The sequence below is a fragment of the Rhizobium sp. BT03 genome, from assembly GCF_030053155.1.
Lineage (GTDB): Bacteria > Pseudomonadota > Alphaproteobacteria > Rhizobiales > Rhizobiaceae > Rhizobium.
The window spans coordinates 829,082-851,727 of the sequence record NZ_CP125640.1 but is presented as its reverse complement, the minus strand read 5'-3'; the positions used below and the strand labels follow the sequence as shown (position 1 = coordinate 851,727).

Sequence of the window (22,646 nt, the reverse complement as noted above, 5' to 3'; positions counted from 1 at the left end):
AGAAAAGCGGCGTAATTAGTGCTGCTCGCGCCATTGAAGCGCCGCTTCAGTCCTGTTCGAGACGCCGAGTTTGCTTAGAATCTGTGTCATATGATGCTTCACCGTCTTTTCCTGCAGGCTGAGACGCAAGCCGATATGTTTGTTTGACAAGCCTTGAGCGACCAGATCCATCACCTCGCGTTCCCGCGGCGTCAGACTGTTTTTGTCGGAGGCGCCGCCATTCAGCGAATTCTCCATGACCTTTGTCGACATCGTCGGCGAGATATATCGTGATCCACTCAGCACGGTCTGGATGGCTTCGGCGAGACCACGCGAACCGACCCCTTTGAGAACATAGCCCATTGCGCCCCGTTGCAGGGCCGTCAGCAGCGTGTCCACCTCCTCGGATACCGTCAACATCAGCACTTTCGTTGTCGGGCTGCGCGTCAGCACGGCGCCGATCGCCGACAGTCCGCCGCCGGGCATCGAAACATCGAGGAGCATGACATCGGGTCGGTTGTTCGCGGCGATCATCGCTGCGTCGTCGCTGCTGGCGCCTTCCCCAACGACGGCAAAGTCGCTGATCTCCGACAGGCTGCGTGTTACGCCCTCGCGAAAAAGCGGATGGTCGTCCACGACGCCGATAGTGATTGATGTCATTTCTAGTCTCCTGCTTCCATAGGCTCGAAGGTCATGGTCACCGTCGTCCCTCCTTCGCCCGTCTTGATCTCGAAGGATCCCCCCAGGCTGTCGATACGTTCGCGAAGCCCCACCAGGCCGAGGCTCGTCGGCCTCACCTCGGTCGGGTCGAAGCCGTCGCCGCGGTCGCTGACCTCGACATGAACATGACCATCGTGCGAGACCGCTCTTACGGCCTGCTGAATACCGCCGCCGTGGCGATAGGCGTTGTTCAAGGCTTCCTGCACGAAGCGATAAATGCAGATCTTTACAGCAGGAGCGAGTTCGGGGCCATCATCGTCGATGATTGTTTCGACGCGGGTTTCGGTCTTGTGCTGATGCGCTTCGACCACCCGGGTCACGATTTCGCTGATCGAGGACTTCTCGATCTGCGGCAGGACCAGTCCGCTGCAGATATTGCGGATCTCGGTCATCGCCTCGGCAAGGCTCGAGCGTATCCACGCGAGCTCCTTTTCCCGCGCTTCGGGCAGGGTCGACGCGTTGATCAGCATATCGCTGTCCAGCCGCAGTGAGGCATAGGCGATGTGCTGGGCCGGGCCGTCGTGCAGATCGGCGCCGATGCTGCGCAGATAGGTTTCGTTCAGCGCCGCCACGCGCTGGGAGGCGCGCTGCAGCCGCCGCTGCAGCCCGCGGTTTTCCGCCAGCAGCGCTGACAGATCGCTGACCCGTTCTTTGAGATCCTTGCGCTGCGCCTCTATCGTCCGGCTGACCCGAAAAACCAGGACCGCGAGAACAAGGAAAAAGATTGCCGTCAAAGCGGCGACTGCGGCCCAGCTCCGCAGCCTGGCATGGGCCAGACTGTCGGCTAATCCTTCCGCCGTTTCGTAGAATTCGATGACGGCGACCGCCTGGCCGGACCATGGCTGGAGCACGGGGTTGTAAATTTCCATGAGTGGCTTGCCGAGTGCACGCTCCTTGTCGCTTTCCGGATCGTCGGCGATTTCGTAGCGCGCGACGAGAGAGCCCGCGAAGGCTTTCCGGAGCTTGTCGCTGACCGCAAACCTCCTGCCTACCATCTCCTTCTCGTTCGAATAGAGGATGGTGCCATCGCTTCGCCAGAGCTTGAACGAAATAAGGCGCCTACCGAGCGCCCCCTGACCGAGCGTCTCGTCCAGAGCCTGAGCACTGCCTTCGTCGAGGAATGATGCCGTTTGCATGTCGGGAAGCAGCGGTGCGACAACGCTGTCGACATAGAGCGCCGTCGCAGCACCGGAATTGTGGATGACCGCCTCCTCGATCAGGTGGGTGACGAGAATGCCCACCAGGAACATGGCGGCAATCGAGATCAACCCACCCGCGATGAAGAACTGGGAGGCGAGTGAGCGGGCATTCCAGCGGCGAAGCCAATTCATTGTGATACCGGTATGAGACTGCCGACTAACCTATCGCTTCCTCAGAATTTTTCCAGACAGCGTCAGGGCACATCCCTGGTATCGAAGATTTCGGCCCCTCTGATGCTTTTGGTCAACTGCAGCGTATCGCCTGACATGGCTGCGCCGAAGACGTAGAGAAGACCAGCGAGAATGGCGACAAGGGCGATGACGCACAGGTTGCAGGCGTCATTGACGTGGGATCTGTTATTCCAGGCCATATCAGGATCTCCTTCGGTATCGTTCGAAACGGAGCCGGTTCGGTGCGCGTTCCACGCTGCGGACTTCGGTCGGGGAGGGTAGGGACCAAGGTCTTACCCCGTGGACATCGGCGGATTCAGTCATATTTCAGGCCTGAGGAAGAAAGGGTGGAGGTTTGTGAGTGACAATTTCTGCCGATATCGAAAGCGGCGACCACGCCTCATCTGCCACTTCTCCCGCGCCATTCGATCAAGGCGTCGCCGAGCTTTACCAGGCCCTTCTGGTGCCGATCCTCTTCGAGCCCTATGCGGCGGAGATGGCCATCGTCGCCGACCGGTCGAAACCGGGCAGCGTTCTCGAACTCGCCGCAGGGACGGGTGCTTTGACACGCGCCCTGCGCGCGACGCTCGATCCGCCGACGGAGATCGTTGCCACCGACGTCAGCCAGGCGATGATCGACATCGGCGCACCCTCGGTGACGATGTCGCGGACGCACTGGATGCACGCCGATGCGCAAAATCTTCCCTTCGCCCCCGAAATGTTCGATCTGGTCATCTGCCAGTTCGGCGCCATGTTCTTTCCCGACAAGGTGAAGGCTTATGGCGAGGCTCAAAGAGTGTTGCGCGGCAAAGGCCGTTTTCTGTTCTCGACATGGGATTCACTTGCGGCCAACGACTTCGCAAGCTGCGTGGATGAATGTCTGGCAGAGCTCTTCCCATCTGATCCGCCGGATTTTCTCAGGCGCTTGCCATACTCTTACTTCGACCCAGGCCCGATCAAGGCGCAGATGTCGTCGGCGGGTTTTGAGTCCGTTACCTGCGACCGGCTCCAATTGACCGCCGTCGCGGCCACCGCGCACGACGTTGCGGCGGCCTTCTGCCAGGGCACGCCGCTGCGGGGGGAGATCGAATGGCGGGCGCCGGAGCGCATGTCCGAGATCGTCGAGGAGGTGGCCGGGCGAATGGAAGCGCGGCACGGAGCTTGTCCCAGCGGCGGCATGAGCGCCTTGGTCGTCACCGGCCGCGTTTCGTAGTCCCTTGGCCGAGCGCCCGCGTATTAATCATACAATTCCTACAATCGTCATGCGGTTTTATAATCATTCTTAATTGGAACATGCTTCACTCGTCTCAAGGCCGAGGGATAGCATTGATGTTGATAATATTTCGAATTCTGATCGCAGCATTGATCGTGCTGCCGACAGCCGTCTTTGCTGCTGCCGATGACTGGCGGGTCGTCAAGGCGACAGATCAAGTAAAATTTACGGTCGACAGGACGAACTGGCAGGACCTGCGCGCCGGCGAGGTGGTTCCCAACCGGGCATGGGTTTCCACCGGCCCGCGAGGGCGCGTTCAGCTTAGCCGGGGTGTGGAGAGCATTACCTTCCAGCCAAACACGCTCGCCGCCATCTCCAACAACGAATCCGCTGCCATGAAAACGCAGATCTTCCAGCAGGTGGGTTCGCTGGACCTTGAAATCGAGAAGCGAAGCCAACCGCATACGACGGTACAGACGCCCTACCTCGCCGCCGTGGTGAAAGGGACGATCTTTCATGTGACGGTCAATCGAGCGAAAGCATCGGTCGCCGTGGATCGCGGACTGGTCCAGGTCACCTCCTTCGCCAGCGGCCAGCGGTCGAACGTGGCGCCGGGGCAGAGTGCGACCGTCGACAAAAAGGCCGGTATGACGGTGGCGGGCCGGCTATCCAAGCCCGAGATCACCTCGGTTGCAGCCTCGGTCGCCCAGATTCCGGCCGTGGGTACCACGAAACTCGCCGGTGCCACCGCAGAGACCAAGAGCAGTTCTTCGGCGACGAACAAGAACACCAGTTCCAGCGCGAGCGAGGATGACAGCGCTAGCAACGGCAAGAGCAACGGCAATTCCAGCCGCAGCGGTAACGGCAACAGCGGCAATTCCGGTGGCAACGGAAACGGCAACAGCAATTCCGGAGCAAACGGCAACAACGGCAATGGCAACGGCCATTCCGATGACAGCGGTAACAATGGGAATGGTAACGGCCACGGCAACGGCAACAGCGGCAAGGGTGACAACAACAGCGGCGGCAACGGTAACGGCAATTCCGGCGGAAAAGGCAAGGACAAGTGAGGGGTAGGGCCAAGGCGGCTGGGGATTATCTCTCCAACGGCATCAGCACGATCGCGGTTCGGCTGGTGCTGATCGCCGTCATGCTGGTGCTGCCCGCGGCCAGCCTCGGCTTCGTGCAGGGGATCGACAACAATCTTTTCGCCAAGCGCTTCGAATGGGCGCCTCGCACCGCCACCGGCAACATTGTCTTCGTTGCGATCGACAAGCATTCCCTCGACGCTGTCGGGACATGGCCCTGGCCACGGAGCATCTACGCGACACTGCTCGACAAGCTGATTGCCTCAGGCGTCAAGGATATCTTTCTCGACGTCGATTTCAGCACAATCTCCAGCACTGAAGAGGACGAGCTTCTCACAGCAGCGCTCGCGAGATCCGGAGGAGGGGTTCTTCTGCCGGTGTTCCGGCAGCAGGAGACGGCGTCATCGTCTGAAACGGCGGTGACGAGGCCGATCCCGCAGTTCCTTGAGAATGCCTGGCCCGCATTCGCCAATGTCGCGTTGGATGCGGACGGGATCGTCCGCCGTTTCGATCTGGGAAGCCAGCTCGACGGGAACCCCACCCAATCGGCAGCAGCAGCCCTGGGCAGGGTCGACGGCAGTTCCGGTTCCCTGGCTGTGGACTATTCGATCAGGCCCGACACCATCCCGACATTCTCGTTGTCCGACGTGCTGAACGGGACCGTGCCGGCCGAGGCGATCAAGAACCGCTCGGTCGTGGTGGGAGCATCCGCAGCCGAGCTGAAAGACATTTTCGCCGTTCCCGTCTACGGCGCGATTGCCGGCCCGCTCATTCACGTGCTCGCCGCGGAAACGCTGCTTCAGAAGCGCTTCCTCCGGCTGTTCGATCAGGCTCCGCTGGAGCTCTTGTTTGCAGCCTTGCTGATCGTCGGCGTCATCCGCAGCCGTTCAACCGGGATTGTCAAGATGATGGCAATCGGACTGACCATCGTCGTCATCGGCGAGATCGGCGCATTCCTGCTGCAGTGGCGCTACGGGATGCTTGTCGGAACGGCGGTGCCGTGGCTGATGCTGCTGCTCGCATGGATGCTCGCTCTGAACGAACGTGTCGACCTCGGTCGAATGCTGGTCGCCATCGCCAACACCGAGGCTCGCAACGCCAGGCGCCTGATGAGACGGATCATCGCCGACAGTTCGGACGGTGTCGTTGCATTCGATAGCGATCTGAGGATCGTCGAAGCGAGCGCATCCGCAAAGGCGGTGCTGCGAGCCGAGATCGGCGCCTCCCTTCTCGCCAGCACCGACGCCGCCATCGTCGATGTCGTGCGCAGGCTGGTTGCGGAGCACGATGGCGAACCGGGCAACGTGCACACGGCCCTTGTCGACTTCTCCGACAAAGGCTCGCAGGGCACGCATTACGAGGCATCCGTCACGATTTCGCCGATCGAACAGCCGCATGCGCATCCGGCCTCGGCGCGGTCGCGGTTTGCCGGTTGCCTGATCATACGGGACATCACCGCGCGGTATGATTATGAAGAGCGGTTGAAGGCGCTGTCAGAGCTGGACGACCTGACCGGGCTGCTCAATCGCCGGGAATTCGCCTCCCGTCTGGCAACCCTTGAGGGCGGGACCCTCGTCTCGGTGCTGGATATCGAACGTTTCTCCTCGCTTTGCGCGACGCTTGGGCGCGACGTCGGCGACGAACTCCTGAAGGCCGTGGCGGTGAGACTCGGCAACGCATTCGTCGGCAATTTGCTGGCAAGACTGGACCGCGACCATTTCGGCATCGCCACCCCGGCGGTCGATGCACAGGCGGTCGAGGATTTTGCAGAGGGTCTGTTGGACCTATTCGAGGAGCCTCTGCAGCTCCGCGGTTCGGCTGTGCCGATCTCGGTCCACGTCGGAATAGCCAGCTCGGAAGATGCCGCCGCCGGCGCGCTCCTGAACGCCGCCGAATCGGCGCTGGATGCTGCAAAGACCCTGGCCGGCCGGCAATGGTCTTCTTTCGATCCTTCCACAGCCGTTCGCCAGGCCCGGTCGCGCCGGCTGGAGCGGGACATGCGTGATGCTCTCCGGGACCGGCAGTTCTTCCTGCTGTTCCAGCCACAGATCGAATTTGCAAGCGGGCGCCTGTTGGGCGCGGAAGCGCTGATCCGATGGAACCATCCCGAGTTCGGTTTGATATCTCCGGCCGAATTCATCCCGATTGCGGAATCCTCCGGCTTGATCTGCGAGATCGGCCGCTGGACGCTCTTCGAAGCTTGCACCGAAGCGGCCACCTGGCCCGGGGAACTCGGCGTCGCCGTCAACGTCTCGGCGCTTCAGTTCGAGCAGTCCGACATCGAGGCCGATGTGAGGGAGGCCTTGTCAAACAGCGGGCTTCCGTCTTCCCGCCTCTGCCTCGAGCTGACGGAGTCGGCCTTCCTCGGCCAAGGCGGAGCCGTGATCGCAAAGATGCGCGCGCTTCGCGAAACAGGGATCGTCATCGCCTTGGACGACTTCGGCACCGGCTACTCCTCGATGAGCTACCTTGCCGATCTTCCTCTCGACAAGCTCAAGATCGACCAGTCCTTCGTCCGGCGAATGAGGGGAAATCCGACCATGCTGGAGATCGTGCGGGCGATTATTTCGCTGGCGCATGGTTTGAAACTGCAGGTCGTCGCCGAAGGCGTCGAAACCGAAACGGAGGCCGAAGCGCTGCAACGGCTCGGATGCGAGACGGGGCAGGGCTATCTCTTCGGGAGGCCGGACGAGGCTCGTCGCATGCTTTCCAAATGGAATGTCCGGAAGCGTCTATCGGCCTGACGGCTCGCCGGGTTTGCGCTGGAAGGCCGCGGGTCCGTCGGAAGGTTCGTGGATCGCCCGGATGACGTGCTTTTCGATCTCGAAACAGGTCTCGTCATATTCTTGCACCCGTTTCGGATCGAAGTGCCGCTTGCGAACGGCATCGCGCGCTTCGACAGCCATCTGGTAGGCTTCGAAGAGCTGGAGTTGCCACGGGTCGCGCGCTTCCATGATCAGCTTCCGCATCTCAGGCAGACGCATCGCCAGGCGCCTGCGCCCCGCCTCCTTGCGGTTGGATCGTGCCATCTCCTTCAGTCTCCTGCCGATACCGGGTACGACCGGTTCCTTTCGATCCGAAAGTAGCGCCGGCAACCGACATTGACATGGATCTCGGACCAAAGACCGGGATCGATCGGACTGAGGTCCGAGGCGTGGAACGACCCCGTCTCCAACTGGTTGGTCTGGCAGCGGTCACCAAGGCCGCTTCAAAACAGAAGGAGGAAAATATGCTCTCCAAGCTTATCGTCTCTGCGGCAACTGCTGCGACCCTCATGTCCGGCGTCGCATTCGCCCAGTCATCGACCGTCAATGGCGCGGCCGGCGGCGCAGTCACCGGCGCGATTGTCGGCGGCCCGGTCGGCGCTGCTGTCGGCGGTGTTGCTGGCGCTGTCGTCGGCACCGCGATCGATCCGCCGCCGCAAAAGGTGGTCACCTATGTCCGCGAGGCTCCGGCACCTTCGGCGCGCGTGGTCGTAAAGGAGAAGGTTGTCGTCGGGCAGCCGCTGCCGGAAACGGTCGTGGTAACGCCTATTCCGGATGATCCGACCTATGCCTACGCGGTGGTCAACGATGAACGTGTCATCGTCGAGCCGTCGTCCCGCAAGGTAATCCAGGTCATCAAGTGACCTGATGCCCAACGCGGCCCCCCGCCGCGTCTTACTTCACAAATCGTCATTTACATCAGCCGCACGACGGACGGCAGCGTCGTCGTGCGGCCAAAATCAGTGAGATTGTTATGAAGAGCAAGACACTCGCCGTTCTGATGACGGCACTCTCGATCGGCGTTTCTCCGGTCGGCATGATGTCCGCCTCGGCGCAGGATGCGCCCATCCTTCCCAAAAAGGGGACCGCGCAGAGCGGCCAGTCCAGCGATGGTGCGGCACAGCAGCCGGACGCGGGCGGTGCTGCTTCGGGCGGCGCAGGCGCATCGACCGGCCAGGGCACGCAGCAGCCTTCGGGCTCTCATGGAAGTTCGTCGGGTGCATCCTCGGGAACCACTGATGGATCCCCCAATCAGACGGCGCCCGAGCCTGGTGCCAAGACTCAGTCCGGCGCCAAGACGCAGGCCGGAAGCTCGGACAGCTCGACGACGCAGAAGTCGGGGCAGTCCGCGGCGGAAGGCCAGAAGCCTGCCGGCAGCCAGGAGGGGACATCGACCGGCACCTCGAACAGTTCTGGCGAAACCCAAAAATCAGGCGATGCCGCGAAATCTTCCGGCGGCTCGACCGAAACTCAGTCGAACAGCAAGACGAAAGTCGAGAACAACAATACCTCGGTCGACGCCAACACCAAAAACACCACCAAGACCGAGACGAACAACACGACCAACGTCAACATCTCTGTGGAGCAACAGACGGAAATCCGGACTGTCGTAAAGGAGGTTCATGTCGAGCCGGTGCGGGACGTGGACTTCACGGTCTCGGTTGGCACCACCATTCCGAAGAAGATCAGGTTGGAGCCGCTGCCGCCGCGGATCGTGGAGATCGTTCCGCAATACAAGGCCTATCGTTTCTTCATCCTCGCCGACGGCCGGATCGTCATCGTCGATCCCACGGCATTCACGATCGTCTACATCATCACGGCATAGCAACCGGCGCCCGGCGGCCTTGCGCCGCCGGGATGAGGAGAGGAACATGATCTATTCCGAACAGAAATCCGCTGGTCTGGCCCTGCCGCTCGTCGCCATTCTGCTGGCGATCGCCGGTATCCTCGCCGTGCTTGTCGCCACCGGCGGCCGGCACGGCGGCACGGCCGGCCGCGTCTGGGTTCCACAGGCGCAACAGCAGGAGGCGGGACAATGACCGGCCTCGTCTCCGTCGCCTTCGGCATCGTCAGCTCGGTGGGTGCCTGCATAGCTGCCGCATCTGTTACTTCGCACGTCGTGGCGGATACCGAAGCCCATGCCTTGCAAGTCCTTGCGGAGCCGGATCTCTGGACGACGGGGCCGATGAAAATCGACCCTCGGCAGCAGCGATATGAACGGATTGCGCCCGTCTATTCCAGTTATGTCACCGAGGCGCCGGCCGTCATGACGGTAAGGGCGAAACCGGAACCCGCTGGCCCGTCGACCGAACGCCTGAGGCCGCAACCAAAATTTCCGGCCGAACACCTTGCCTGGTGCGCTGAGCGTTACCGCTCCTTCGATCCTGCGACCAACAGCTATCGATCCTATAGCGGGGAGATCCGCGCCTGCTCTTCGCCGCACCAGCCTGATGCCGCCGACGCCGATGACGGCGCGAGCACGAAAGTGAATGCACAGGCGGCGGCCTGGTGTGCCGCTCGCTACAGGTCGTATCGGCCTGAGGATAATACATATCAGCCGTGGGACGGCCCGCGGCGCGGCTGCGACGCGCCGGTGATCGTGGCGACGAGCAATTGATCGTCGCCGGGGCGAACCGATGTCGGACCTAAGTCCGTGTTGCAAACGCTACGGTTGTGATATCGGTTGTATTGAGGGCGGAGATCAGGGGAATGGCGACGACGCTGGTAACGGAAATCCAGAGGGCGCAGGCAAGGCTCCGGTCGCTGAGCAGGGCGGACCGGAGCGCCCTTATCGTCCGCATTCTGCGCGAGCTGCAAACACATCGGCAGGAGGTTCTCGGCCATGTGCCGGCCGACCGCTGCGTCTGGATCGACAGGCTCATTGCCTCGGTTTCCTCGACGATAGCTGAGATCACCGGCATGCCCGACGCCGAATTCAATCGTGTCTTGAACGAATTCGAAAAGCTTATGGCGACGCTGCATAATATTTCGCATGCGGAGCAGCAATTGAAGACAATTCACTGACGGGGAATTGCCCGCGGCTTATCGTGCCCGCGTGCAAATTGAGCGCTTCGGCCCGACCCACTGGAAACCGATCCCTTCGCGCAAGCGTTCTTCTTCCATGACCGAAACGAAATCCCCGACCGATCGTGACGAGGCGTTGTCCAGCGATGACGACCCCAAGCCGGGCGCCGACGTTTCCTTTCCTTACGACAGGATGACTGTCGAGCAGTTCCGAAAGCGTTTCCCTCGTGCCCGCTGGAGCGACGCCCGCAAGGCCTGGTTCGTTCCCGGCCGCACGGCGCCCCGCCGCATCGGGAGATGGCTTGCCGAACTGGAGGCCGAAGCCGACGCCCATGCGGATGCGAAGGGACGCGACGCCTTCGTCTTCGAGCCGATCGACAGTCCCTATCTTCAACTCGGCAAGGCAGGCTTTCGGATCCGCACGCCATACTCGAAAACCGTTGTCGACGAACTGCGTGAAGTGCCGTTTTCCCGGTGGGACGGCGATCTCAAGCTATGGCACGTTCCCTTCCGATCCTATGAGGACCTCAGACACAGATGGCCCGCTATCGAAGCGGCAGCGCGGCGAAACGAGCCGGAGGAGAGACAGCGCCGCGCCGTGGAGCGAAAGGGGACCGAACAGGAGATGCGCAGCAAGCTGCGCTCGGCGGAACGAAAGCGCCATCGCTACCCGCTGCCCGGCGACGATCTGCCGCCGATCGGAAGACCGGTCGCCGTCTCCTATGGCATTGTCGTCTTTGCTGAGATCACCGGCGAACTGGTCGAGCCGGATACCGTGGCGGATTTCTATCCCGGCATGACCGAGGATCACGTCTGGGGATATTGGCGGGCGCCGACACTCGAAGAACTTGTCCGCACATGGCCCGCGAAAACCCCTCCCGTTCAAGGTGCCGAGTGGTGGCTGCCGACGATCGAGGAACTGAGGCCGGCGCGCCGCGCGGCAAGATCGCGCGAAGCCAGGAGGCGCGCGAAGGTGCCGTGATCTGGAGAGGGGCTGAAGCGACTAAGCCTAAAGTCCGAGTATCGTTGCTCGATGGAACAAGTTTCGGCAATGGCCATTTGTCGTCTATGAAAACAGCCCTGCCGATGTCGCTGCTCGCTCTGATCATCTCCGTTGGCGATGCCGCCGCGGCGGAACTCAAACCCGATGCAATCAACGCCGCTTCGATTGCATCAATCAAAGCAGAAAAGCGCTCGTCCGAAGATCCGGACCCGGCGATCGTTCGCCTTCAGGTCCTGCTCGACCGGGCCGGCGCATCTCCTGGCGTCATCGACGGGCTCGCCGGCGAGAACGTCACCAAGGCGGTCGCCGGCTTCGAGGCGATGAACGGCCTTCCCGTCGATGGCAGGCCGGATGCGGAGGTCGTCTCCCGCTTGGAAGGCGATGCCCCGATCGTCGAGAGCTACGTCGTTTCGGCCGACGATGCCAAGGGCCTCGTCGAGAACATCCCCGAGGATTATGGCGAGAAGGCCAAGATGCAGAGCTTGGGCTATACCAGCGTTGCGGAAAAGCTGTCCGAGCGGTTTCACATGGGCATCGATCTCGTCAACGCGCTCAACCCGGCTTCGCAGTTTGCGCCAGGCGATACGGTGTGGGTGGTGAACGCCGGTCCCCCGAGAGAGGGCAAGGTCAAGAGGATCGAGGCTGACAGGAAGTCTGGGCAGGTTCTGGCCTATGCCGAAGATGGAGCGCTGCTGGCCGTCTATCCCGCGACGATCGGAAGCGAAGACAATCCAGCTCCCTCGGGCAAGCACAAGGTCAAGGGCGTCGCCAGGATGCCGGTCTATCGGTACGACCCGAAGCGCAACTTCAAGCAGGGAAAGAACGACAAGGTCCTGACCATCCCGAAAGGGCCGAACGGCCCGGTCGGCACGGTCTGGATCGATCTGACCGAGCCGACCTATGGCATACACGGGACACCGGAGCCAAAGCTCATCGACAAGGTCGGCTCGCATGGCTGCGTGCGGCTGACGAACTGGGACGCCGAAGAGCTGGCCGGCATGGTCAAACCGGGCGTCCTGGTCGACTTCGTCAACCGAAGTTCAGCCGCACCGAAGAAGTGAGTGGGAGGAGGTCGTAAATTCCCACTCTCGTTTCGCCTCGTCGGCGTTTACGACGCCTTGGCTTCGAAAGCGGGCGCGAAATCACCGAGCGATTTCGCCTTGAGGATCGCGGCCTCGATATCCTGCTCCACGATCGCTTCCAGATCGGCGAAGCTGTCGATGACGTAGTAGATCGGCTGGAGAATATCGATGCGGTAAGGCGTTCTCAGGACGCTCATGAGATCGAAGGGACGAAACTCGCAGGCCGTGCCTTCCGTTGCCGCCTTCGCTTCGCTAGGCGACGAGACGATGCCTGCACCGAAGCAGCGGCGGCCCTGCGGCGTGTTGATCAGGCCGAATTCGACGGTGAACCAGAAGATCCGGAACAGATGCCAGGAATAACCTTTGCCGAGGCGGACGGCGGTTTCGCCGAAATGCCGGACGAAATTGGCATAGCTCTGGTTGGTCAAGAGCGGGCAGTGACCGAAGACCTCGTGAAACAGATCCGGCTCCTCGATATAGTCGATATGCTCGCGGCGGCGCAGGAAGGTTGCCAGCGGGAATTTGCCTTGCGACAGAAGCTCGTAAAAGCGCGAGGGCGGAATGAGCGCCGGCACGCCTTCGACGCCGAAGCCGGTGGTCTCGTTCAGGCGTCTGTTCACGTCGAGAAGCTGCGGCACCTTCTCCGGCTTCAAGCCCAGCAGTGTGACGCCGTCGAGATATTCCTGGCAGGCGGTACCGGCCAGCATCTTCATCTGGCGCCGATAGAGTTCGCCCCAGATCGCATCTTCCTCGGCTGTGTAGTCATAGAGGCCGTCCGGGCCGGGCAGTTTCGCGGTGTAGCTGCTTTCCTTGGTCATAGGCGGATCCTCCCGGAGCATGACGATATTGCCGCCATTATCCTCCAGCTTTGGCGGATTTTCTTTTCTTTCATCTTGGCTTTCGCCATAATGGTGGCAGATTTTCCCGAGGATTGCGCAGAAAATGAAAGAAACTGGGAACTTTCGCCGCACCCTTCTGCAGCTCATCCAGGCCGACGGCAGCCTTTCGCTGGCAGATCTGGCTGAGAAGGCCGGCATGTCGCAGAGTTCGGCCTGGCGGAAGATCCAGGAACTGGAAGCCGACGGCGTCATCCGCAAGCGCGTGACGCTGCTCGACCCCGGCAAACTCGATCTTAAACTCTGCGTAATCGCCCATGTCACGCTGGAGGATCACCACGAAGAGGCGGTCGCCTCCTTCGCGTCGGTGGTGCTGGAGCGGCCGGAGATCATGGAGTGCTATGCCTTGTCGGGCGCTTTCGATTACATGCTGAAGATCCGGGCGCGGGACGTGGAAAGCTACGAAGCCTTCATGACCCGCTACCTCATGCGCAACCCGCATGTGCGCACGGTGGTTTCGAGCTTCGTGCTGCGCGAGCTGAAATTCTCGACCGAACTGCCGCTTTGACGCTTATCGCCAAACAAGTCTCCGGTCGGTGACGATTGAAGGTCATCGCGCGCTGTCGCCGTGCCAGCTGCCGGGCATGCGCACCGGAAAGCCCTCGAAGGTCTTCAGCGTGTCGAGCACGATCGAGGTCTTCACGTGCTGTACAGACTCATGCGGCAACAGAACATCGTTGACGAACTTCGAGAGGTCGGCGAGCCCGCGGGTCGCCACCTTCAGGTGGTAGTCCATTTCACCGGTCAGCGCATAGGCTTCGAGAACTTCCGGCAGTCCATTGATCAGCTGGGAGAAACGCTGGGCATTGTCTCTGTTGTGGGTCGCAAGCGTCACGGAAATGACCACCAGCATATCCAGCCCCAGCTTTTCCCGGTCGAGATAGGCCCGGTAGCTGCGGATATAGCCTTCCGCCTCCAGTCGCGTCCGCCGGCGCGAGCATTGCGACGGTGAAAGCGCGATCCGATCGCCCAGTTCGTTATTCGTCAGCCTGCCGTCCTTTTGCAGTTCCTGCAGCAGCCGCAAATCCAATTTGTCGATCTGTTCATCCATTGCATAAAATCTCCAAAACACTCACGAATCATGCATAATTTGTTCTAAAAGCATGAAGAATGCAAGGATATTGCGCGCGTTTTGGGCCACACTTTGCGCAGTTAAACTCTATCCAGTCAGGAGGAGAAAATGGGTCCTTTTCCGCATGATGCGCCGCCATCCGAAATCACCGCCGACAACCCGGCCGGCACCGATGGCTTCGAGTTCGTCGAGTTCGCGCATCCCGAACCCGAAAAGCTCAGCGAACTCTTCACACACATGGGCTACGCTGCCGTCGCCAGGCACAAGACCAAAGACATCACCGTTTGGCGCCAGGGCGACATCAACTATGTCGTCAATGCCGAGCCCGGCAGTCACGCCGCCCGCTTTGTCGAAAAGCACGGTCCCTGCGCAGCATCGATGGCCTGGCGTGTCGTCGACGCCAGGCACGCTTTCGACCATGCGGTGTCGAAGGGCGCCGTTCCCTATGAAGGCGATGACAAGATGCTCGACGTCCCGGCAATTGTCGGCATCGGCGGCTCGCTGCTTTATTTCGTCGAAACCTATGGCGCCAAGGGATCGGCCTACGATGCCGAATTCGATTGGCTGGGCGAGCCTAACCCGCGCCCCGAGGGGATCGGCTTCTATTATCTCGACCACCTCACGCACAATGTCTTCCGCGGCAACATGGACAAGTGGTGGGATTTCTACCGCGAGCTGTTCAACTTCAAGCAGATCCACTTCTTCGATATTGACGGCCGGATCACCGGTCTGGTGAGCCGCGCCATCACTTCGCCCTGCGGCAAGATCCGCATTCCGTTGAATGAATCGAAGGACGACACCAGCCAGATCGAGGAATATCTGAAGAAGTACCGGGGCGAGGGCATCCAGCACATCGCCGTCGGCACCGAGGATATTTACGGCGCCACCGACCGGCTTGCCGACAACGGGCTGCGCTTCATGCCGGGGCCGCCGGAGACCTATTACGACATGTCCTATGAACGGGTGAACGGCCACAGTGAACCGATCGAGCGCATGAAGAAGCACGGCATCCTCATCGACGGCGAAGGCGTAGTGAATGGCGGCATGACGAAAATCCTGCTGCAGATCTTCTCCAAAACAGTGATCGGCCCAATCTTCTTCGAATTCATCCAGCGCAAGGGCGACGAAGGCTTCGGCGAAGGCAATTTCCGCGCTCTGTTCGAGTCGATCGAGGCCGACCAGATCAAACGTGGTGTCATCGGGACGGCAGCGGAGTAAACTCTCTCGCGCGTCTGAAAGGACGCGCGGCGCCGGAGAGTGATGGGAGGAGTTGAGCATGGACCAGACATCGATCCAGACGGTCGACGGCGAAGCCGCGGCGACGGACACACTGAAATATATGCCGGGCTTCGGCAACGATTTCGAAACCGAGTCGCTTCCCGGCGCCTTGCCGCAGGGCCAGAACAGCCCGCAGAAATGCAATTACGGTCTTTATGCCGAGCAGCTTTCCGGCTCGCCCTTCACCGCGCCGCGCGGCACGAACGAAAGGTCCTGGCTTTACCGCATCCGCCCGAGCGTGCGCCACACGCGGCGCTTCTCCAACGCTTCCTATCCGCTCTGGAAGACCGCGCCCTGCCTCGACGAGCATTCGCTGCCTCTCGGCCAGCTTCGCTGGGACCCTATCCCTGCGCCGACCGAAAGACTGAATTTTCTGGAAGGAGTACGGACGATCACGACGGCAGGCGATGCCGTGACCCAGGTGGGCATGTCGGCCCATGCCTATGTCTTCAATGAGGACATGGTCGACGATTACTTCTTCAATGCCGACGGCGAACTGCTGATCGTGCCGCAGCTCGGCGCCATCAAAGTATTCACCGAAATGGGCATCATGGATGTCGAGCCGCTGGAAATATGCCTCATCCCCCGCGGCATGATGTTCAAGATCCTCAGGATCGGCGAGCAGCCGGCCTGGCGTGGTTATATATGCGAAAACTACGGCGCCAAATTCACGCTGCCGGACCGCGGCCCGATCGGCGCCAACTGCCTGGCGAACCCGCGCGATTTCAAGACGCCGGTCGCCGCCTTCGAGGACAAGGAAACGCCGTGCCGTGTCCATGTGAAGTGGTGCGGCAAATTCTATGTCACCGAGATCGGCCACTCGCCGCTCGATGTCGTCGCCTGGCACGGCAACTACGCGCCGTTCAAATACGACCTCAGGACATTTTCTCCCGTCGGCGCCATCCGCTTCGATCACCCCGATCCGTCGATTTTCTCGGTGCTGACGGCGCCGACCGAAGATGCCGGCACCGCCAATGTCGATTTCGTGATCTTTCCGCCGCGCTGGCTGGTCGCCGAGCACAGTTTCCGTCCGCCCTGGTATCACCGCAACATCATGAGCGAGTTCATGGGCCTGATCCACGGCCAGTATGACGCCAAGGAGGAGGGATTCGTGCCGGGTGGCATCAGCCTGCACAATATGATGCTGCCGCACGGGCCGGACGCGCTCGCTTTCGAAAAGGCAGCCAATGCCGAGCTCAAACCGGTGAAGCTCGATCACACCATGGCCTTCATGTTCGAGACCCGATACCCGCAGCAACTGACGAAATACGCCGCCGAGCTGGAAACGCTGCAGGAGGATTACCTCGAATGCTGGGACGGGCTGGAACGCAAGTTCGACGGAACCCCCGGTATCAAGTGACAACATCGGAATTGGAACATGAAACTTGCGACCTTGAAGGACTCCACCAGGGACGGCCGCCTCGTCGTCGTGTCGCGTGACCTGACCCGCTGCTCCGAAGTCGGCCATATCGCCCGCACGCTGCAGGCAGCGCTCGACGACTGGGAGCATGTGGCGCCGAGACTTGCGCTGATTGCCGAAGGCATCGAGACCGGAGCCCAGCCGACGCTTCGCTTTCACGAGCATGACGTAACGTCACCTTTGCCACGGGCCTATCAATGGGCCGACGGTTCCGCTTACGTCAACCATGTCGAACTGGTGCGCAAGGCCCGCGGCGCCGAAATGCCGGCAAGCTTCTGGACCGATCCGCTGATGTATCAGGGCGGTTCGGATGGTTTCCTCGGGCCGCGCGATCCGATCGTCGCGGCCGACGAGGCCTATGGGATCGACATGGAGGGCGAGGTCGCCGTCATTACCGGCGACGTTGCCATGGGGGCGAGCCCGGAGGCCGCCCGCGGCGCCATCCGTCTGGTGGTGCTCGTCAACGACGTGTCGCTGCGCGGCCTGATCCCCGACGAGCTGGCCAAGGGGTTCGGTTTCTTCCAGTCCAAACCGGCTTCGGCCTTTTCGCCTGTGGCGGTGACGCCGGACGAGCTTGGCGACGCTTGGGATGGCGGCCGGCTGCATCTGCCGCTGCTGGTGAACCTGAACGGCAAGCCTTTCGGCAAGGCCAATGCCGGCATCGACATGACCTTTGATTTCGGCCAGTTGATCGCCCATGCCGCCAAAACCCGCAGTCTGACGGCCGGAACGATCATCGGCTCGGGAACGGTGTCCAACAAGCGGGACGGCGGCCCGGGCAGACCGGTCGAAGACGGCGGCGACGGCTATTCCTGCATCGCCGAGATCCGGATGATCGAGACGATCGAAACCGGCGCGCCGAAGACGCCCTTTATGCGCTTCGGCGATCAGGTCCGCATCGAGATGAAGGATCGTGCCGGCCATTCGATCTTCGGGGCGATCGAGCAGACCGTCGAACGCTGTGGAGGAGAGGGGCCGCAATGAGCGAGGTCGTTCTTTACGACTATTGGCGATCGTCGGCGAGTTATCGCGTCCGCATCGCGCTCAACCTGCTGGAGATCGACTACAGGACGGTGCCGGTCAATCTGCTGGAGGGCGCCCAGAGGGCGCCGGACTATCTCACGCTCAACCCGCAGGGGCTGGTACCGACCCTGGTGATCGATGGACAGGTTCTCACCCAGTCGCTTGCCATCATCGAATATCTGGCCGAACTGCGGCCGGAATACGGATTGCTGCCAGGAGACAGCGCCGGCCGCCAGCATGTGCGCGCGCTGGCCTATGCGGTCGCCATGGACATCCATCCGATCTGCAATATGCATGTCGTGACGCATCTCATGACCATGACCGACAAGGCCGACGCCCGCGAAGAATGGATGGAGCATTTCATCGCCGACGGATTGTGCAAACTGGAGGCGATGATCGGCGAAGCCGGCGGAACCTTCAGCTTCGGCAAGACACCGACGATGGTCGACCTCTGCCTTGTCCCGCAGGTCTACAACGCCCGCCGCTGGGGTGTTGATCTCACGCATCTCAAGCGCATCGTCGATATCGACGCCAGATGCGCCGAACTGCCGGCCTTCCAGGCGGCGCATCCCGACCGCGTAAAGCCGTGACGTCACCGCCCGGGGACAACGCATCAGGCTGATGAGGCCGGCGATTGGACGGAGGACTACGCGTCCCGCCACGACGGGAACGTTGCAGCCTGGCCCAGCCGCTTGCCCGTTTCATCGATAAGCTGCCAGACGGTCACGTTCTCGATCCAGAAACGGCGCCCCGATTTTGCGATCCTGACGCCGCGGCCATTCTCGACAAACCCATCGCGGGTCACGCTATCCAGCAGCCGCTGACGCTCGGCGCGGTCAGGCTGCTCGGCCGAAAGCCGCGACGGCAACGAGATGAATTCATCCCAGTCATATTCGAAGCAGTTCTGCGCCGTGCGGTTCGCATAGATGAAGCGCGGATCGGGCAGGGTATTGTGCGCGAGGACCACGAAAGGCGCATCGCGGTAAAGCCAGCCCGGCCCCTGTCCGCCCTGGACAAGAGGACGACCGACGATGCGCAGGTGGCTGCCGGTCAGCAGCGAGAAGAAATCGGGATCGCTCGTCAGGTCGAGGGCGTGATTGTCATAGGGTGATGTCACGAAGTGCCTCGCTGGTCAAAAGCTTCGGTGCAGGCGGCATAGCCGAGCGCGCAAATCCGGAGACGAGCAACTGCGGGGCCAGCTTGCCTGAAGCAGATGCGGTCAGCTGCAGTGACTGTGGCAGGGCGAAGACGCTCAGCAGCCGTCCAGCGCCGTGATTTTCGAAAGCAACGTCTTGCCGAATGCGTAGGTGGTCTGGACATCGGCGCGCCCCTGGCAGCGGCGGCCGTCGTTGGTGACATATTCGTAGGAAACCCGGACATTGTCATTGCCGCGCAGCGCCGTGCCGGTGAGTTTGAGCGGCTGCGACATCGCGCCGAAGAAGGCATGGATCGACGCTTCGTTGAAGGGGCCTTTGCCGCGCTTTTCCGGAATGACCAGAGCCGAGGCGGTTTCACCATCGGCGACCGCGAGTGCGGAGTAGAACGCCGTCACCGTGCCCATCGGATCATACGGCAACGTCTTACCCTCCTCGGACGTCGCATTCGCCGCGTCCAGTTGAACCGCCTGGTAGGCAATGCCCACGCCCTGGGCCTTGTCAGGGGTCAGCCATTCGATGCCTTCAGGCGGCGCCGAGGTTACGAAAGCGATGGCGGTGTCGGACAATCCTAGCTGGTTGAGGTAGGCTCCCACAAGCGCGTTGGCGACGCCGCTCTCGCTGGCCTTGCCGTCAATCACGCGATAGGCGGCGTGGAAGCCGAGATTGGATGTGGCCTCAAGCATGCGCGGCGAACCGGCAAGCCAGGTGAGGGCGCAGGCTGAAGCGCACAAAGTCCCCGGTGGGACCGCGGTGGCAAAGTTTCGAAGGCGGATCGCCCGCCCGATCTCGATTCCGGCTTTGAGATCCCCGCCCTCGCTGTTCAGAAAAACCAGCGCCTTGTTGGGCGCCGCGGCGACGTTCCTGAAGAGGATTTCGTCACCTTCGTTCAGGACGCCGGTGACGGAGATCAGGTCCGTGTCACCCTCCAACGGCTCGCGCGTGATTTCCGCCGCAGACAGAGGAAACGCGCATAGAAACAGCAAGCCAGCAACAGTGTAACGCATCGATTCCCCCGCCTTTGCGAGGGTTATTGAACATTGCGAGGAATGTTTTGCAAGACTGATCGTGCAACCCTCCGGAGAGGCTCGGCCGGTGGATCGAAGTGAAAGATGAGACCGCACGCCAATCTCCGGCAATCCGCTATGACATTCCTTCGCGCCGGTCTCGATCTGATACAAATGTCATCGTCCTCACGGTTGGCGGAAGTACGAGTTGATACTGGCGCGAAAGCAACGTCTCTTCGACCATCCACTACGATGCCGCGTTGCGACTCCTAATGTTCTGATCCTATGGTGCCGAGAACAGTGATCATCCTCCATGCCCCGCGCGTCGGGCACTGAAGGATGACAGGCCCGGACCCAGCCTTCTCTCAACGCAGCCTTCATGGAGAGCAAGTAGTTTCTATTGTATAACTCCTCGAGTAACGAGTGCTCTCGCCGTTCTCCCAAAAGTAGATTTCACTTCCAGCCGTTGCCACCAGGAGTGATTCGTGATGCCACGTAAGAAAGCGTCAGTCGTCGAGCCCGCCACCCCAGAAACAACGGAAGTGAAAACACCACGTGGTCGGGCCGCACAGAGACCATTCCCAGCGCAATCATTCGAAGAAGCGATGCAGCTCGCGCTGGCAATTCAGAAGTCGGCGGGTTCTAACTCTGTTCGTCGCCTCACCATTTTTAACGCAATGGGAAAGTCACCCGAAAGCAGTATGAGCAGAACGCTGATAATTGCAGCTGGTCGATATGGGCTAACATCGGGAGGCGTCCAAAGCGAGCACCTTCAACTAACCCCTGATGGTGATGTTGCCACCAGCGATGATGTTACGGAGCGCGAGCGGACGAAAGCTCGTATCAAGCTGGCAGTGAATACCGTTGAAATCTTCAAGCAACTCTATGAGCAATTCGCGGGTCAGAAATTACCGGCGACCCCAATCTTGGAAGATAATGCTGTAGCCTTTGGCGTCCCGGAACATCAGAAGAAAGAGTGCATCGAGACGTGGCTGGTGAACCTACGCTTCGTTGGTCTTCTGAACGTTTTGTCAGGCGTCGAACGCATCCTGACCACTGAGCATGCACTCGAACAAATATCATCATCATCAAAGCCAGCCGCTGCTGGGTCAAGGACTTACAGTCGGTCCTCAGACGGAAATGGCATGGTTGTCCACTCCGATGCACAGTTCGATCGCCTTTGCTTTTTCATTGGCCCTATCGGTGACGCCTCAAGCGAGTATCGACAGCACTCGGACTTGATACTAGAACAATTGGTACGCCCTGTGCTGGAAGATCAGGGATTTGAAGTAAAGAGGGCAGACGAAATTCAGGAGTCTGGCCTAATAACAAAGCAAATTTTTCAATACTTGTTGAAAGCGCGACTAGTGGTGGCCGATCTTTCATATCATAACCCGAATGTCTTCTACGAGCTCGCTATACGACATGCCCGAAATCTCCCTGTGGTTCAGATGATTAGGTCTGCCGACAGAATACCTTTCGACGTCAATCAGACAAGAACGACAACCATCGACACAACGAACCTCTATACGTTCGTCCCGAAGATGGCATCCTATAAGGCTGAGATTTCGAACCACATTCGCCGTGCTTTGGAAGACCCATCCTCCGCTGATAATCCCTTCAGTGCATTAACGGTCGAACAGTGAGCCAATTGAAATCTAAGGCAGCCGCAATCAGCTGAATTAGCGGCTTGTCCGCTTTTTATTGACTGTCACCGTCACGCCATCTCATGAGGCGCACTTGAAGAGCGTGCTGCTGGTGGGCAGCTAGTCTAAAATGTCACCCTGCCGACTTCGACAGCGCGCGACGGTCGTCTCAGTGAGTTGGCGGCTCCTGCAATGTTCAGGTTGCGCCTCTTCGCTTCGTCGGTCGTCGATCCAGCCAGGAACTTCTCGATCTCACGTAGATGCTCTGGCTTCACGGCGTCATCCTCGCATTGGCCGTGGTGCCCCTTCCAGATCCTCGCAGCGATCGGGCTATTGACTGCCTCGGTGATCGCCTGTTTCGCAACATCGTTCTCGGAAACGAGGTTTTTCTTCATCAAAGTATGAATCGCTTCGCCAAGGACGACGGCCGAGTCGTGGAAGTCAATGTGTTCGACCGCAGTGTAGATTGGATCTCGCCGCCCGTCATCGAGGCAATGCCGCGCGGTGAAAATCCAGTCATGGATCATGTAAGCGGGCGCATAGCCCCACGGATTAAAGCCCTTGAACGGCTGAACGATCTTCGGAACAGAGCCGCCGTCGGTGTACATGACGCTTGGAATGATCGGAGCCGATTTGGCGCCAGGACGAAGAAACGTCAGTGGGGCATCTGGGTCGGGAACGAAAACGAACTTCCCATCGCCGGCCCCGTCACCTTCACCGACCCACATGACGATCAACGTTCCAGAGAAAGTGCCAGCCCGCAGATCGCCAAAATCGATGGTCGTGCAGCCCGCAAGCACCGCTGTCATCGATGCCGCAGTGAGCATCACCGACTTTTTGAATCGACCTGCCCTTCGACGAATCGAGTTTGCAATAAAAGCCAGGTCCGCCATCAGTGAGCTCCCC

At 60.6% G+C, this 22,646-nt stretch carries 25 protein-coding genes; 16 read left to right on the top strand and 9 right to left on the bottom strand.

What is annotated here, in order from left to right; translation table 11 throughout:
• Positions 1–15: 15 nt before the first annotated feature.
• The 3 genes from QMO80_RS04210 to QMO80_RS04200 form a co-directional block, all read right to left on the bottom strand.
• Positions 16–639 carry a response regulator transcription factor gene (locus QMO80_RS04210; RefSeq protein WP_283199016.1) on the bottom strand — a complete coding sequence of 208 codons (624 nt, stop codon included), beginning with the start codon at positions 637–639 and terminating at the stop codon, positions 16–18.
• A 2-nt stretch (positions 640–641) separates the two neighbouring features.
• Positions 642–2,030, bottom strand: coding sequence for a sensor histidine kinase (locus QMO80_RS04205; protein ID WP_283199015.1), 1,389 nt, complete (start codon positions 2,028–2,030; stop codon positions 642–644).
• Between the two features lie 62 nt (positions 2,031–2,092).
• Complete coding sequence (locus tag QMO80_RS04200) at positions 2,093–2,269, bottom strand: hypothetical protein (protein WP_283199014.1); 177 nt, start codon at positions 2,267–2,269, stop codon at positions 2,093–2,095.
• A gap of 161 nt (positions 2,270–2,430) precedes the next feature.
• On the opposite strand from QMO80_RS04200, the gene QMO80_RS04195 reads away from it, so the two are divergent.
• The 3 genes from QMO80_RS04195 (at position 2,431) to QMO80_RS04185 (ending at position 7,114) form a co-directional block, all read left to right on the top strand.
• Positions 2,431–3,282: a class I SAM-dependent methyltransferase gene (locus tag QMO80_RS04195; protein ID WP_283199013.1), complete on the top strand. Its 852-nt coding sequence runs from the start codon at positions 2,431–2,433 to the stop codon at positions 3,280–3,282.
• A 116-nt stretch (positions 3,283–3,398) separates the two neighbouring features.
• Positions 3,399–4,352, top strand: a complete 954-nt coding sequence (locus QMO80_RS04190) for a FecR domain-containing protein (protein ID WP_071086208.1) — start codon at positions 3,399–3,401, stop codon at positions 4,350–4,352.
• Positions 4,349–7,114 carry an EAL domain-containing protein gene (locus QMO80_RS04185; RefSeq protein ID WP_283199012.1) on the top strand — a complete coding sequence of 922 codons (2,766 nt, stop codon included), beginning with the start codon at positions 4,349–4,351 and terminating at the stop codon, positions 7,112–7,114. Before QMO80_RS04190 ends, QMO80_RS04185 begins: the two co-directional genes overlap by 4 nt.
• Here the strand turns inward: QMO80_RS04185 and QMO80_RS04180 are convergent.
• A complete protein-coding gene (locus tag QMO80_RS04180) occupies positions 7,103–7,399 on the bottom strand; it encodes a hypothetical protein (protein ID WP_283199011.1) in 297 nt (98 codons plus the stop codon). The two genes, QMO80_RS04185 and QMO80_RS04180, sit on opposite strands and share 12 nt — an antisense overlap.
• Before the next feature lie 200 nt (positions 7,400–7,599).
• Here QMO80_RS04180 and QMO80_RS04175 point away from each other — a divergent pair, with 200 nt between their 5' ends.
• The 7 genes from QMO80_RS04175 (at position 7,600) to QMO80_RS04145 (ending at position 12,223) form a co-directional block, all read left to right on the top strand.
• Positions 7,600–7,998, top strand: coding sequence for a DUF1236 domain-containing protein (locus QMO80_RS04175; protein ID WP_049733177.1), 399 nt, complete (start codon positions 7,600–7,602; stop codon positions 7,996–7,998).
• A 110-nt stretch (positions 7,999–8,108) separates the two neighbouring features.
• Entirely contained in the window at positions 8,109–8,960 is an 852-nt protein-coding gene (locus tag QMO80_RS04170) for a DUF1236 domain-containing protein (RefSeq protein ID WP_283199010.1), read from the top strand.
• A 46-nt stretch (positions 8,961–9,006) separates the two neighbouring features.
• Positions 9,007–9,174 carry a hypothetical protein gene (locus tag QMO80_RS04165; protein WP_283199009.1) on the top strand — a complete coding sequence of 56 codons (168 nt, stop codon included), beginning with the start codon at positions 9,007–9,009 and terminating at the stop codon, positions 9,172–9,174.
• Positions 9,171–9,752 (top strand): BA14K family protein, encoded by a 582-nt coding sequence (locus QMO80_RS04160; protein WP_283199008.1) that lies wholly within the window; start codon positions 9,171–9,173, stop codon positions 9,750–9,752. The genes QMO80_RS04165 and QMO80_RS04160 overlap by 4 nt, the downstream gene beginning before the upstream one ends.
• Before the next feature lie 92 nt (positions 9,753–9,844).
• Entirely contained in the window at positions 9,845–10,159 is a 315-nt protein-coding gene (locus QMO80_RS04155; RefSeq protein WP_283199007.1) for a hypothetical protein, read from the top strand.
• A gap of 97 nt (positions 10,160–10,256) precedes the next feature.
• A complete protein-coding gene (locus QMO80_RS04150) occupies positions 10,257–11,141 on the top strand; it encodes a hypothetical protein (RefSeq protein WP_283199006.1) in 885 nt (294 codons plus the stop codon).
• Positions 11,142–11,218: 77 nt separating this feature from the next.
• Positions 11,219–12,223 carry a L,D-transpeptidase gene (locus QMO80_RS04145; protein WP_283199005.1) on the top strand — a complete coding sequence of 335 codons (1,005 nt, stop codon included), beginning with the start codon at positions 11,219–11,221 and terminating at the stop codon, positions 12,221–12,223.
• Between the two features lie 47 nt (positions 12,224–12,270).
• On the opposite strand, the gene QMO80_RS04140 is transcribed toward QMO80_RS04145, so the two are convergent.
• Positions 12,271–13,062, bottom strand: a complete 792-nt coding sequence (locus tag QMO80_RS04140) for a phenylalanine 4-monooxygenase (protein WP_283199004.1) — start codon at positions 13,060–13,062, stop codon at positions 12,271–12,273.
• Positions 13,063–13,186: 124 nt separating this feature from the next.
• Here QMO80_RS04140 and QMO80_RS04135 point away from each other — a divergent pair, with 124 nt between their 5' ends.
• Positions 13,187–13,648, top strand: a complete 462-nt coding sequence (locus tag QMO80_RS04135) for an Lrp/AsnC family transcriptional regulator (RefSeq protein WP_064838158.1) — start codon at positions 13,187–13,189, stop codon at positions 13,646–13,648.
• A gap of 42 nt (positions 13,649–13,690) precedes the next feature.
• Here the strand turns inward: QMO80_RS04135 and QMO80_RS04130 are convergent, their stop codons facing one another.
• Positions 13,691–14,191, bottom strand: a complete 501-nt coding sequence (locus QMO80_RS04130) for an Lrp/AsnC family transcriptional regulator (RefSeq protein WP_049733185.1) — start codon at positions 14,189–14,191, stop codon at positions 13,691–13,693.
• Positions 14,192–14,320: 129 nt separating this feature from the next.
• On the opposite strand from QMO80_RS04130, the gene hppD reads away from it, so the two are divergent.
• The 4 genes from hppD to maiA are packed head-to-tail and all read left to right on the top strand — an operon-like array spanning position 14,321 to position 18,523.
• Positions 14,321–15,430 carry a 4-hydroxyphenylpyruvate dioxygenase gene (hppD, locus tag QMO80_RS04125; RefSeq protein ID WP_283199003.1) on the top strand — a complete coding sequence of 370 codons (1,110 nt, stop codon included), beginning with the start codon at positions 14,321–14,323 and terminating at the stop codon, positions 15,428–15,430.
• A 58-nt stretch (positions 15,431–15,488) separates the two neighbouring features.
• Positions 15,489–16,850, top strand: a complete 1,362-nt coding sequence (gene hmgA, locus QMO80_RS04120; RefSeq protein ID WP_283199002.1) for a homogentisate 1,2-dioxygenase — start codon at positions 15,489–15,491, stop codon at positions 16,848–16,850.
• Positions 16,851–16,868: 18 nt separating this feature from the next.
• Complete coding sequence (locus tag QMO80_RS04115) at positions 16,869–17,894, top strand: fumarylacetoacetate hydrolase family protein (protein WP_283199001.1); 1,026 nt, start codon at positions 16,869–16,871, stop codon at positions 17,892–17,894.
• Positions 17,891–18,523, top strand: coding sequence for a maleylacetoacetate isomerase (maiA, locus tag QMO80_RS04110; protein ID WP_283199000.1), 633 nt, complete (start codon positions 17,891–17,893; stop codon positions 18,521–18,523). Before QMO80_RS04115 ends, maiA begins: the two co-directional genes overlap by 4 nt.
• 56 nt (positions 18,524–18,579) lie before the next feature.
• Here the strand turns inward: maiA and QMO80_RS04105 are convergent, their stop codons facing one another.
• Together QMO80_RS04105 and QMO80_RS04100 are read right to left on the bottom strand one after the other, a co-directional pair.
• Positions 18,580–19,050, bottom strand: a complete 471-nt coding sequence (locus tag QMO80_RS04105) for an MEKHLA domain-containing protein (protein WP_283198999.1) — start codon at positions 19,048–19,050, stop codon at positions 18,580–18,582.
• 135 nt (positions 19,051–19,185) lie between these two features.
• Entirely contained in the window at positions 19,186–20,268 is a 1,083-nt protein-coding gene (locus QMO80_RS04100; RefSeq protein WP_283198998.1) for a hypothetical protein, read from the bottom strand.
• A gap of 311 nt (positions 20,269–20,579) precedes the next feature.
• Here QMO80_RS04100 and QMO80_RS04095 point away from each other — a divergent pair, with 311 nt between their 5' ends.
• Positions 20,580–21,740 carry a hypothetical protein gene (locus QMO80_RS04095; protein ID WP_283198997.1) on the top strand — a complete coding sequence of 387 codons (1,161 nt, stop codon included), beginning with the start codon at positions 20,580–20,582 and terminating at the stop codon, positions 21,738–21,740.
• A 125-nt stretch (positions 21,741–21,865) separates the two neighbouring features.
• Here QMO80_RS04095 and QMO80_RS04090 read toward each other — a convergent pair whose 3' ends face one another.
• A complete protein-coding gene (locus QMO80_RS04090; protein ID WP_283198996.1) occupies positions 21,866–22,633 on the bottom strand; it encodes a hypothetical protein in 768 nt (255 codons plus the stop codon).
• Positions 22,634–22,646 lie beyond the last annotated feature (13 nt).

Coding starts and splice junctions, on each gene's coding strand:
- QMO80_RS04180 (WP_283199011.1), bottom strand. CDS start 7,399: ATGGCACGATCCAACCGCAAGGAGGCGGGGCGCAGGCGCCTGGCGATG.
- QMO80_RS04150 (WP_283199006.1), top strand. CDS start 10,257: ATGACCGAAACGAAATCCCCGACCGATCGTGACGAGGCGTTGTCCAGC.
- QMO80_RS04090 (WP_283198996.1), bottom strand. CDS start 22,633: ATGGCGGACCTGGCTTTTATTGCAAACTCGATTCGTCGAAGGGCAGGT.
- QMO80_RS04135 (WP_064838158.1), top strand. CDS start 13,187: ATGAAAGAAACTGGGAACTTTCGCCGCACCCTTCTGCAGCTCATCCAG.
- QMO80_RS04170 (WP_283199010.1), top strand. CDS start 8,109: ATGAAGAGCAAGACACTCGCCGTTCTGATGACGGCACTCTCGATCGGC.
- QMO80_RS04140 (WP_283199004.1), bottom strand. CDS start 13,062: ATGACCAAGGAAAGCAGCTACACCGCGAAACTGCCCGGCCCGGACGGC.
- QMO80_RS04175 (WP_049733177.1), top strand. CDS start 7,600: ATGCTCTCCAAGCTTATCGTCTCTGCGGCAACTGCTGCGACCCTCATG.
- maiA (WP_283199000.1), top strand. CDS start 17,891: ATGAGCGAGGTCGTTCTTTACGACTATTGGCGATCGTCGGCGAGTTAT.
- QMO80_RS04205 (WP_283199015.1), bottom strand. CDS start 2,030: ATGAATTGGCTTCGCCGCTGGAATGCCCGCTCACTCGCCTCCCAGTTC.
- QMO80_RS04210 (WP_283199016.1), bottom strand. CDS start 639: ATGACATCAATCACTATCGGCGTCGTGGACGACCATCCGCTTTTTCGC.
- QMO80_RS04130 (WP_049733185.1), bottom strand. CDS start 14,191: ATGGATGAACAGATCGACAAATTGGATTTGCGGCTGCTGCAGGAACTG.
- hppD (WP_283199003.1), top strand. CDS start 14,321: ATGGGTCCTTTTCCGCATGATGCGCCGCCATCCGAAATCACCGCCGAC.
- QMO80_RS04190 (WP_071086208.1), top strand. CDS start 3,399: ATGTTGATAATATTTCGAATTCTGATCGCAGCATTGATCGTGCTGCCG.
- QMO80_RS04160 (WP_283199008.1), top strand. CDS start 9,171: ATGACCGGCCTCGTCTCCGTCGCCTTCGGCATCGTCAGCTCGGTGGGT.
- hmgA (WP_283199002.1), top strand. CDS start 15,489: ATGGACCAGACATCGATCCAGACGGTCGACGGCGAAGCCGCGGCGACG.
- QMO80_RS04155 (WP_283199007.1), top strand. CDS start 9,845: ATGGCGACGACGCTGGTAACGGAAATCCAGAGGGCGCAGGCAAGGCTC.
- QMO80_RS04200 (WP_283199014.1), bottom strand. CDS start 2,269: ATGGCCTGGAATAACAGATCCCACGTCAATGACGCCTGCAACCTGTGC.
- QMO80_RS04165 (WP_283199009.1), top strand. CDS start 9,007: ATGATCTATTCCGAACAGAAATCCGCTGGTCTGGCCCTGCCGCTCGTC.
- QMO80_RS04115 (WP_283199001.1), top strand. CDS start 16,869: ATGAAACTTGCGACCTTGAAGGACTCCACCAGGGACGGCCGCCTCGTC.